We start from the raw sequence: 11202 nt of genomic DNA, 5'->3' as shown, positions 1-11202 counted from the left end.
GGTGACGGTGTGGAATGAGCGGCAATTAATTGGTTTTGCTCGCGCCATTTCTGACGGCATTTATCGGGCAACTATTTGGGATGTGATTGTTCATCCCGATTATCAGGGAGCGGGTTTAGGGCGTAAATTAGTAGAAACAGTTTTGGCCCATCCCCGAATAAATCGGGTGGAAAGAGTCTATTTGATGACTACTAATCAAGAGAAATTTTACCGGCGCATTGGTTTCCAAAGCAACGCCACCACGACGATGGTATTATTTAATCGTTATCCCGAGGATTTTTCCTGTCCGGCGATCGAGGTAAAGAAAAAACGATCCGTGTGAGCTTGTCCTGACTATTGTTATCGATTTGATCTAAGCTCATTTCCCCCCCCGAGACTTCGATAATTCCCTTCGCTAACTGAAATTTAAGACTGGGAGAAAGACCGAGAGCTTGAGTAAATTGTTTTACTTCTTCTGGCTTTGATTCTAAACTCAAGGGGTAAATTTCTGACATTTGCCAGAGAGCCATTTTCCCGGGAAATTCTAGGGTAATAGTGACTTTTTTCTCGCCAAGGGCGCTTACCGATATACAAATAGAGCCACTCGTTAAGTTAGCGATCGCTGCATCGACGAGAAGGACAAGAGCAGAAAATAAACGCTGATAATCGGCAATAATAGCAATATCATCGGTTAAAGGGCTAAATTTAAGCTTAATATTGCGGTTAGCTGCCTGTAAATAGGTTAAACTTGCCCAATCTTCCCAGAGTTTAGTTAAAGAAAAAATTTCTTGATCGAGAGGTATAGTACCAGACTCTAGTTTGGAGAGATTAATCATCTCATCGAGCATTGCCATCAGTTTACAGCCCGCCAGTTGTCCCTGGGCGATAAATTCCCTTTCTTCCGCCGGACTTTCGCAAAGATCGGCGAGAATCATTTGATGGATACTGATCATACTGCTCAATGGCGATCGCAATTCGTGGGCAACCCGTCCCAAAAAACTGCTTTTGAGGTGATTAATTGCCACGGCCATCTGATAAGCGAGGCGAGTTTGCTGTAATTCCCGTTTTAAAGCGTCAATATCGTCCATATTTACAGAAAAACTGCCCCTTGTCGTAAGATATCCCATCCTTGACATTGCCAACGCGCGACGGTGGAGGGTTGTCCACTATTGATTATTCCCCATGCTTGCCTTTCTGTGGGCGCTAACACCGTCACCGAGGGAAAAGTAGTCATAATCGCTTCTGGAGTTAATAAAGGCTCTTGTCCTGACAGATTAGCACTTGTGGTCGCTAAAACACCAGTTCGACCGAGAATTTCTCTGGCGATCGCATGAGCGGGAACTCGGATCCCGATCGTGCTAGGATTTTTAGGGTTAAGAACTTTTGGTACTTTTTCAGAAGCGGGTAAAACCAAAGTTAGGGAGCCGGGCCAGTATTTTTCGGTCATTTGCCGCCAAATCTCCCTTTCTTCCTGATTTCCCTTGACATAATCCCATAAATCTGCTGCTGAGGCCGCCATGAGAATTAAAGGTTTATCAAAAGTCCGTTTTTTAGCGGCAAAAACTAAGGCAGCATAGGGGGGAGAAACCGCTAAAGCGGGGACTGTATCCGTGGGAAAAGAAACCACTTGACCACTGAGGGCCGCGTGAACAATTTCGTTAAGAGAAGCAGTAGGCATTGAGAATTGATCATTTTTGGGGACTAATTTAGCCTAAAACTTTTTGGTACAATTTTAAAGGGCAAGCAGTTGATCAAGATTAATTTTACTAACACTTGCTCCTAGTGCCTCTTGTCAAAAATGGTCAACTTCTTACCCTTCCAGAATCGGAATTTGATCGATTCATCACAGTTGACGCAACCTGTCGTTTTAACAGAATCTGTCTCAATTTGATATTGCGGTAAACGATTAATTTAGATAGATAGTTAACAGCTTATGCAACACGGTTATTAGCCTGTTTACAGCTTATACCGCAAACTCATACTCTAATTGCCGTTGCAACTGATTCGATGTGGCAACATACCTAACAGGACGTGTAAGCTTTTTAACTTTACCAAGTTTTTCTGCCGCTTCCAACCACTCACCTACCAACTTTTTAGGAAGCTTAAACATTTCAGAAATTTCATCTTTTGTGCGCTCTGTACTAAGTGCTTGTTCTATATAGGGCAGAATTATCAGGAAAGCATCATAATTTTCATTGCAAGAAGCACCCATAATTCTCTGTTCTTCAGTAGTAGATGCCGCTTGTAACGGAGAACTTGACTGACTTGCAGAAGCCCCTAGATTCTCCTCTGTAGTAAGAGTAGTGTTTATCTCAGTGCGTTCTTCATAAAAACCTACTGCTTCTAATTGAGAACTTAACTGATTGGTAGATTCTTGCCAGTTCTCTTCTTCAGTAATTGTGTCCAGAATCTGAAGTTGCAATGTATTAGCAGATTTAGGCTTATCTTTCTCAAACTCAAATTTCTTTACGGATTGATATAAGAAGCTAAACATATCATTATATGTCTGCTTACCAACACCTTCAATTTTTCCTAACTCTCGAAATCTTCTAATTGGTAAGGCATGAATTATTTTTTTTCTGATATCAGCTCTGAGATTAAGTTCTTTATCCCATCCAAAGCTCTCAATATTATTGACCAAACTAACCATTGAACCCTCTACACCCGTTGCTTCCTTTTCTTGATCTAAACAAATAAATACATCAATATCGAGGTTTCCCAGATATTTTTCCATCAAAGGGGATACATCACCCCAATCAAGTCCACCATGACTACATCCCAACTTAGGAAAAGCGATCGAAGTAATGCCGCCTTTCTGATAGTTAATGGAAAAATACTTAAGTCCCTCATCTATCCATTCAATTTTAGAGGGATACTTCCAGTGATCCTTTGTCGGGAAGTTAAGAATCCAAACATTCCCATAATTTCTGTAAAGATAAGGCTTTCCAGTTTTAACCTCTTTTTTCCTGCATCGCTCTACATAGTCTTTTTCCATTTCTGGAAATCTTAGCTGAAACTCTAGAGCCAAGCCAGCACCCATTACACCAACGCAGTTAACTGTGTTAACAATCGTTTGCGTGTTGACATTGAAAACTGTGGTATCTGTGTAATGTAGCATGACTAGAAATATAAACCTGGACCTACCATTCCTATAATATCAGTTCTCTGTATAGCTGCAAGGATAACGTTGCTGTGCTTCTGGGAACGGCAAAATACTGCTTTGATCCTATTGGGCGCTACCGTCGGGTAAACAAGTATCTCTGCACACTTCATGCGCTTGCCATCTTCGAAATCATTCCAGTATTGCGCCCAGATTACATTCCACGGCAACTGGTTAAGCATTTGCGCACCCCGATAGAACCGAGTCTCCCCTGCCGCTGCATTTCCATCAGAAAAGATAACATTTGTTTCTAATAAAAGTTGTGGCTCAATTCCCAAAATAACAATGTCATCTTGATGCTGTTTCCTACTATACAGCATTGGATTTCTGGGTGAAAAATACAGCGGGACATATTCATGTAGTGGTATTTCGTCAATTTTTCGATTAGCTCTTCTATCTTGAACATCTGGATCAGAAATATCTACTTCTATTAATCCTCTCCTATAGGCTTCATTATGTATGTGACAACAATCCATTCGTAATGATAGAGGTAAGGTTATTTATATAAGTCATGTGGTACAGGTACTCAATACCGTACTCCTGAAAGATATCCATACGGAGGAACCTCAGCTATGCTCACTTGCTTATTGTTCCCTGCGACTAACGGCAGGGCAACTGTTAGTTTACCATACTAGGTTAGCCACAGCCCGCAATATAAAATTCAAACTTAGGTAGGTAGGTGTTAAAAGTTGTCAGATACCCCCCTTATCAAGGTAGGACTGATTCATTCTCCGAATCTAATTCTTTTTTTGCTACCCTTAATCGCTTATGAGGTAAGCTAGGGAGCAGGGAAGTACAGGTTTTTGCTCTCATAGTAGGTTGATTCATGAATCAACCTACAAAGCACGACGTTTTGACAAATTTTCAGCTATGTATTTCCGAGAAATCGACTAAAAACGTTGCCAGATAAGGATTTTAGAGAATGACATAAGAGAGAATGAAACGACCCTACCCTTATCAAGGGGGGACTAAGGGGGGATCAGAGGCAAAATCTATCTTCAATTTAATTATAACTACTTACTTAGGTATAATTTAGCTATCTCCAACCAATGAGCGACGATTAATTATGAATGAGCCTGATACTTTTGCTAATCTCCAACAATTAGAATATATTCCCTACCTAGATACCACGGGTAATATCTCTGCTGATTTCCAGGGAAAAATCGGGGTTTATGCCATTTTTAATCGAGAGCAAGTCCTAGATTTTGTCGGCTATTCTCGTGATATTTATCTCAGTTTAAAACAACATCTTGCCCGACAGCCTCAAGCTTGTTATTGGCTAAAAATACAGGTGATCGAGCGTCCTAATAGGACTATTCTCGAAGCGATTAAACAAGCTTGGCTAAGAGAAAGTCAGGCAGTAATCGACAATGAAAAACTCTGGACAGAACCAATTGATGCTAAATTAGCCATGACTGACACAGAAAAAGAAATTTATCAAAGTGCTGACGAATTAGGGAAAATTAAGTTATTAAAACAGGTATCCAGACGAGTGGAAAATGATATTTTATCAACCCTAGAAAAACGGGGAGTACAGATGGAAATTCGTTTTAATCCTAAGTTAAAAGAACAGGGTTTGCTCGATTTAAAGTAAAAATTCCTAGGAGCGATCGATTCTCCAGACAAACCGCTATGATAGTATATCGCCCCATCCCCACACCAATGGAACAGCGATGACCAATCAAGACTGGCCAAACCTACTGCAGCAACTACTCGATCAAAAATCCCTTTCCCTTAACCAAGCTGAAGAATTAATGACCGGATGGTTAAACGGCCAGATTCCAGAAGTTTTATCGGGGGCAATTTTAGCGGCTTTGCAAGCAAAAGGAGTCTCGGCGGACGAATTAGCGGGAATGGCCGGAGTTTTACGGCAACAATCTCGCTTAGAAGACCCTAAACCCCATACCACTCCCGTTATCGATACCTGTGGCACCGGCGGTGACGGGGCTTCAACCTTTAATATTTCCACTGCCGTGGCCTTTGTGGCGGCCGCCGGGGGCGTAAAAGTGGCTAAACACGGCAATCGCTCCGCCTCCAGTAAAGTCGGTTCGGCCGATGTTTTAGAATATCTTGGGGTTAATTTGAGCGCCCCTAGCGAGAAGGTGGCGGCGGCTTTAGATGGGGTGGGAGTGACCTTTCTTTTTGCCCCCGGTTGGCATCCAGCCCTGAAAAGTGTGGCTAATCTCCGCAAAACCCTGAAAGTTCGCACGGTTTTTAATCTTCTGGGCCCTCTAGTTAATCCTCTCCGTCCCACAGGTCAAGTTATCGGGGTTTATGACCAGCAATTTCTCACCCCCATGGCCACAGCTTTAGCACAAATGGGAACCCCCAAGGCGATTATTGTTCACGGCCGGGAAAAACTCGACGAGGTGGGGTTAGGAGATCTGACCGATATGGCTTTATTAAATAATGGCGAGGTGATTTCTGCGGCGATCGATCCCTTGTCAATTGCTATCCCCAGAGCCAGTTTAAATGCCCTTAAAGGCGGGGAAGTGCCAGAAAATGCCGAAATCCTCAAAAATGTCCTGCAAGGGGGGGGAACGCCGCCTCAACGGGATGCTGTGGCGATTAATGCCTCTCTTGCCCTACAGGTGGCAGAAAAGGTCACTTTTGGCGACCATGCTGCCGGTTTCGCCCTCGCTCGCGACATTTTAGCCAGTGGGTTAGCTTGGCAAAAATTAGAGGAGTTGGTTAAGTTTCTCGCTTAGGAAAATTCCCTGCTCCCTTCCCCCCACACCCCATCTCAATGCACTTACTGCATGATATAAATGCTTAAACACGATGGTGAGCGAATTTCTGTTACAAACAATACAAAATCACCCAAGTTAAAACGAATTAAATAACAAATAGAGACTAGGTAAATTACTAAATTTTTGCTAATGACGACAGTATTTTACAGAATACTTATTGTTAAATCGCGATTTCTTCATTTCTAACCCCCACCAACTAGAACAATTACACTCACAAACCAGAAGGAGATAGATTCGTGGTACAAGCACCTGAAAAAGATGGAACGACTCTCAATAAATTCGAGAAATTTAAAGCCGAAAAAGACGGATTAGCCATTAAAGATGAACTGGATCATTTTGCCCAAATCGGTTGGGAAGCGATGGATAAAACCGATTTAGAACATCGCTTAAAATGGGTGGGGGTTTTTTATCGTCCCGTCACCCCGGGTAAATTCATGATGCGTTTACGGGTTCCTAACGGCATTATTAGCAGTGAGCAAATGCGCGTTTTAGGGGAAATCGTGCAGCGTTACGGCGATGATGGCAATGCCGATATTACTACTCGTCAGAACCTACAATTACGCGGTATTCGTATCGAAGATATTCCTGATATTTTCCAACGACTAAAATCCGTGGGTATGACTTCGGTACAATCGGGCATGGATAATGTCAGAAATATTACCGGTTCACCCATGGCGGGACTAGATGCGGATGAATTAATTGACACCAGGGAATTAGTCCAAAAAGTCCAAGATATGATTACCAACTACGGTCAAGGTAATTATCAATTTAGCAATCTGCCCCGCAAATTTAATATTGCCATCGAGGGGGGACGGGATAATTCCGTTCATGCGGAAATTAACGATATTGCCTTTGTTCCTGCCTATAAAGAGGAAGAATTAGGCTTTAATGTCGTGGTGGGCGGCTTTTTCTCGGCTAAACGCTGTGAAGCGGCAATTCCCATGAATGTTTGGGTGAGACCGAATCAGGAAGTGGTGGATTTATGCCGAGGAATTTTGGAAGTTTACCGCGATAACGGATTGCGCTCCAACCGTCAAAAATCCCGTTTAATGTGGTTAATTGATGAGTGGGGAATTGAGGAATTCCGCACGCGGGTGGCTAATCACCTAGGTTATCCCTTGGCAACGGCAGCGGAAAAAGACGCTATTGACTGGGAAAAACGAGATCATTTAGGAGTTTTTCCCCAAAAACAGGAGGGATTGAGCTATATCGGTCTTTGTGTTCCCGTTGGCCGTCTATTTGCCGATGATATGTTAGATTTAGCCCGGATTGCCGAAGTGTATGGCAGCGGAGAATTGCGTTTAACCGTGGAACAAAACGTGATTATTCCCAATATAGCGGCTGAAAATATGCCAACTCTTTTAACCGAGCCTTTACTGGCTAAGTTTACCCCCAATCCCACTCCTTTACAACGAGCGCTCGTTTCTTGCACGGGGGCGCAATTCTGCAATTTTGCCCTGATTGAAACCAAAAATAAGGCTGTGGACTTGATTCGTCAGTTAGATGCCGAATTAAATATTCCCCGGGGTGTGCGTATGCACTGGACCGGTTGCCCTAACTCCTGCGGACAACCCCAAGTGGCCGATATCGGTTTGATGGGGACAAAAGCTCGCAAAGACGGCAAAACCGTGGAGGGAGTTGACCTCTACATGGGGGGTAAAGTGGGTAAAGATGCCCACCTGGGAAGTTGTGTACAAAAAGGGATTCCCTGTGAAGACTTAAAATCGGTGTTAACCTCTATCCTCATCGAACAATTTGGGGCGACACCGAAAGGTTAATTAGCAAGTTTCTCGATACGCTGAATGGGTAGGGTTGATTCATAGTAGGGTTGATTCATGAATCAACCCTACCCAAACCCCCCGTTGGGGGCGTGGCGCCGCCCCCAAACCCCGGAGCGCATTAGTTTTTCGGTGGGATGCTTACACGCAGCCGCTGACACATCTGTAATAATTTAAGAGTCACTCCCCTTGCAGAAGTGCCTCTCCTGATATGTAGCCTATACTCAAGGGATTTAGTATGAGATGGGAATCGTTACTTAGCTTTAAATTGGGCTTGTTTGCGAAGTAATTCCCCGATGGTTAAATTGGGTTGGGGTCGGCCATCAAAAACCGTTCCTACCTCAAATTTTTGCAACTGTACCCGTGCCAAATGATAGGCCTCATCCGGTAGGGGAATATAACCAATAGTATCTAATAAATTGGGAACTCGATCGAGATAATGTTCGACAAATTTCTCTAAAGCGGGATTCTCTTGGGCTTTTTGGGCATTAACATAAATAAACAAAGGACGAGATAAAGGCTGATATTTACTATCCTCGACATTGCCGCGAGTTGGTTCAATACCGTTAACTTTTAAAGCTTTTAATTTATCCCGATTTTGTTCATAATAAGCGTGGCCAAAATATCCCAAAGCGTTGGCATCTTGACTGACGGCATTAACTAAAGCTTGGTCATCTTCACTAAAATTAACGTCCCCACGACTGGCATCTTTGCCGTTAATTACCTCACTAAAAAAATCGTAGGTTCCAGAATCTTTACCTGGCCCATGAAGGGTAATCGTTCGGTCGGGCCAAGCGGGATTAATTTGATTCCAACGTTTGATTTTATTCTCGGCTGCTGGTTCCCAAATAGTTCTTAATTCTGTGGTGGAAATATCATCAACCCAGTTATTTTGGGGATTGACTACCACGGTTAAAGCATCAAAAGCGATCGGTAGTTCAATAAATCTTACCTTATTAGCATCACATTCTTTTAATTCTTCCACAGAAATCGGCCGAGAAGCATTATTAATATCCGTTTCTCCCGCACAAAATTTTCTAAAACCGCCGCCGGTTCCTGAAATATTAGCGTCAATTTTAACATCAGCCAAAGCTTTGTTAGGGGTATTAGCTTTAAAATCTTCGAGAACTTTATCGGTAATTGGTGCTACGGTACTCGAACCATCGATTTTAATCGGTTTTAGGTCTTGAGTGGAAATATTGACACAGGCGGGTAAAATTAGGGCAGTACCCAGGACAATTGCCACTACTTTGGTGGGACGAGATAGCTGAGTAAAGATTTCTAGCATAGGTGTAAAAAGGAGAAAGTAAAAACGGGTATTGGGGAGACTTTTCAGTTATCAGTGGGGTAGTGGGGTAGTGGGGAGAAAAAAGCTGAGGGATGATGACTAAAAACCTTAATCTTTTCTTTGTTTTTTTTACGTCCCTATAATGATAGGGAAAGAGAAAAAACTAATCTAAACTGGAAAAGTCAGCGGCTTTACCCGCGACTTAAAACTAATGTTTAGTCAAAATAAATAGTAAAAGAAGAACGTAGGTTGGGTTGAAGCATGAAACCCAACGCCCGATTATGTTACGCTACCGCTAACCCATCCTACAAATAATTGTGCCTCCCTACTTAAAACTAATGTTTAGTCAAAATAAATAGTAAAAGAAGTTGAGATTTTTGTCTAGTTATCGAGAAAATTTTTCTTGACAATACATTATGTTCTTTTATTCACTTCTTAACCTATTCTTTACCAATCCGTGGTAAACTTTAGCGTAAGATTTAAGGCAGTTTACGGATCAAAATTAATCCTATGCTCAACAAAAACAGAACCCATTTACTAACAGCCTTATCCATAGCCACTTTAACAGCGACTTTAACCGCTTGTGGGGGCGGCGATACGGCAGGAACTAGCGGAGAGGGAAGCAATAGAATCGCCCAGGTTCCTCTACAAGGAGAGGTCGCCCTCAATGGTGCGGGCGCTTCTTTTCCTGCACCCCTATATCAAAACTGGTTTGTCACCATTAATCAAATATTTTCTAAACTGCTAATTAACTATCAATCTACCGGTAGCGGGGCGGGAGTCGAACAATTTATTCAAGGTACGATCGATTTTGGCGCTTCCGATGTGGCCATGAGTGACGAGGATATGGCCAGAGTTAGCCGCGGGGTTTTACTGCTACCGATGACGGCGGGAAGCATCGTTATGGCTTATAATTTGCCCGGAGTAGAAGGGCTGAAACTAAGCAGAGAAGCCTATGTAGGCATCTTTTTAGGCACGATTACCCGTTGGAACGATGCCAAAATCGCCGCCGATAACCCCGATTTAAAACTACCCAATCAAGAAATTACCGTAGTTCACCGGGCAGACGGTAGCGGAACAACGGGGGTTTTTACTAAGTTTTTAAGCGCCGTTAGTCCCGAATGGAAAAAAAGCATCGGGGAAGGAAAAGCCGTACAATGGCCGACCAAAAAAGGTAAATTTCTCGGTGGTAGGGGTAATGAGGGAGTAACTGCCCTAATTCAACAAAATCAAGGCTCGATCGGTTATATTGAGTACGGTTTCGCTAAAAATAATAACCTGCCCATGGCCGTTTTACAAAATCAGGCGGGTAAATTTGTCGCCCCCAATGAAACTAACGCCGCTGCCACCTTAGCTACGGTGGAATTACCCGAAAATCTGCGGGCTTTTATCGTTGATCCGCCGGGGGAAAATTCCTACCCCATTGTCACCTATAGTTGGATGTTAGTTTATAAAAAATACGACAATCCCCAAAAAGCTTTAGCTATGGAGGCGATGATTGAATTTGGACTCAATCAGGGACAGGAACAGTCCGCCGCCCTTGGTTATATTCCCCTACCGAAAAACGTCCGGGAACGAGTAGCCGCCGCTGCCGATGTCATCTATCCCGATTACACAATCAATGTGGATTAGTAGCCGAAAAAATGTATTCAAAGTTACAATAATAGTGGAGAAAGGCCAATTTCTCCCTTAGCTACCGCAAACTAGCTGGATTTAAACCCTAATCATGAGTGCGCCCACAGTTCCACCCGACTCAAATTTTAAAGAACGTCCAGAATCGGAAAAAATCCTCGATAAAGGCTTTGTCGGATTAACCACTGCCTTTGCCATCGCTATTGGGCTGATTTTGCTCCTAATTGCCCTAGTTATTTTTATTCGGGCCTTACCGGCGATTCAAACCTTTGGTCTGGGATTTTTGACCAGTAGTGCTTGGAATCCCGTGCGCGGTCGGGAAGAATTCGGAGTTCTGCCCGTTATCTACGGAACTCTCGTTAGTTCTCTGATTGCCCTCCTGATTGCTGTTCCCCTCGGTATCGGTTCAGCCATTTTTTTAAGCGAAGATTTTATTCCCTTAAATGCGCGGACAATTTTGGTTTTTCTCGTACAACTTTTGGCCGCTATTCCCAGTGTTGTTTACGGATTATGGGGTATCTTTGTATTGATTCCTATCCTCAGACCCCTTGGTAACTGGTTAAATGCTAATTTTAGTTGGATTCCTCTGTTTAGTACTCCTTTAGGGGGTCCTGG

General features: G+C 43.1%; 11 protein-coding genes. 6 read left to right on the top strand and 5 right to left on the bottom strand.

Features of this window, described 5'->3' with window-relative positions; genetic code table 11:
* A partial coding sequence (locus PX484_RS24365) for a GNAT family N-acetyltransferase (protein ID WP_288105990.1) occupies positions 1-322 on the top strand: 322 nt, incomplete at its 5' end.
* Here PX484_RS24365 and PX484_RS24360 read toward each other — a convergent pair.
* The 4 genes from PX484_RS24360 to PX484_RS24345 form a co-directional block, all read right to left on the bottom strand.
* Positions 258-1115: a sensor histidine kinase gene (locus PX484_RS24360; RefSeq protein WP_287764685.1), complete on the bottom strand. Its 858-nt coding sequence runs from the start codon at positions 1113-1115 to the stop codon at positions 258-260. The genes PX484_RS24365 and PX484_RS24360 overlap by 65 nt on opposite strands.
* Positions 1070-1657 carry an L-threonylcarbamoyladenylate synthase gene (locus tag PX484_RS24355; protein ID WP_287764683.1) on the bottom strand — a complete coding sequence of 196 codons (588 nt, stop codon included), beginning with the start codon at positions 1655-1657 and terminating at the stop codon, positions 1070-1072. Before PX484_RS24355 ends, PX484_RS24360 begins: the two co-directional genes overlap by 46 nt.
* Positions 1658-1942: 285 nt before the next feature.
* Entirely contained in the window at positions 1943-3097 is a 1155-nt protein-coding gene (locus PX484_RS24350; RefSeq protein WP_287665465.1) for a macro domain-containing protein, read from the bottom strand.
* A 2-nt stretch (positions 3098-3099) separates the two neighbouring features.
* Positions 3100-3615 (bottom strand): DUF4433 domain-containing protein, encoded by a 516-nt coding sequence (locus PX484_RS24345; protein ID WP_287764681.1) that lies wholly within the window; start codon positions 3613-3615, stop codon positions 3100-3102.
* 590 nt (positions 3616-4205) lie between these two features.
* Here PX484_RS24345 and PX484_RS24340 point away from each other — a divergent pair.
* The 3 genes from PX484_RS24340 to PX484_RS24330 all read left to right on the top strand — a co-directional run bounded on the left by PX484_RS24340 (position 4206) and on the right by PX484_RS24330 (position 7667).
* Positions 4206-4733 (top strand): GIY-YIG nuclease family protein, encoded by a 528-nt coding sequence (locus PX484_RS24340; RefSeq protein WP_287764678.1) that lies wholly within the window; start codon positions 4206-4208, stop codon positions 4731-4733.
* A 79-nt stretch (positions 4734-4812) separates the two neighbouring features.
* Positions 4813-5847: an anthranilate phosphoribosyltransferase gene (gene trpD, locus PX484_RS24335; protein WP_287764675.1), complete on the top strand. Its 1035-nt coding sequence runs from the start codon at positions 4813-4815 to the stop codon at positions 5845-5847.
* A 278-nt stretch (positions 5848-6125) separates the two neighbouring features.
* Positions 6126-7667: a ferredoxin--nitrite reductase gene (locus PX484_RS24330; protein WP_287764672.1), complete on the top strand. Its 1542-nt coding sequence runs from the start codon at positions 6126-6128 to the stop codon at positions 7665-7667.
* Between the two features lie 253 nt (positions 7668-7920).
* On the opposite strand, the gene PX484_RS24325 is transcribed toward PX484_RS24330, so the two are convergent.
* Complete coding sequence (locus tag PX484_RS24325) at positions 7921-8955, bottom strand: PstS family phosphate ABC transporter substrate-binding protein (RefSeq protein WP_287764669.1); 1035 nt, start codon at positions 8953-8955, stop codon at positions 7921-7923.
* Positions 8956-9465: 510 nt separating this feature from the next.
* On the opposite strand from PX484_RS24325, the gene pstS reads away from it, so the two are divergent.
* Together pstS and PX484_RS24315 are read left to right on the top strand one after the other, a co-directional pair.
* Positions 9466-10587, top strand: coding sequence for a phosphate ABC transporter substrate-binding protein PstS (gene pstS, locus PX484_RS24320; RefSeq protein WP_287764667.1), 1122 nt, complete (start codon positions 9466-9468; stop codon positions 10585-10587).
* 94 nt (positions 10588-10681) lie between these two features.
* On the top strand, positions 10682-11202 hold a 521-nt coding region (locus tag PX484_RS24315), incomplete at its 3' end, for a PstC family ABC transporter permease (RefSeq protein WP_409786242.1).

The sequence above is a fragment of the Microcystis sp. M49636_WE2 genome (genome assembly GCF_030065375.1).
GTDB classification, from domain to species: domain Bacteria; phylum Cyanobacteriota; class Cyanobacteriia; order Cyanobacteriales; family Microcystaceae; genus Microcystis; species Microcystis aeruginosa_C.
Note: the sequence above shows the minus strand (reverse complement) of the source record. Positions and strands in the feature narration are given on the sequence as shown.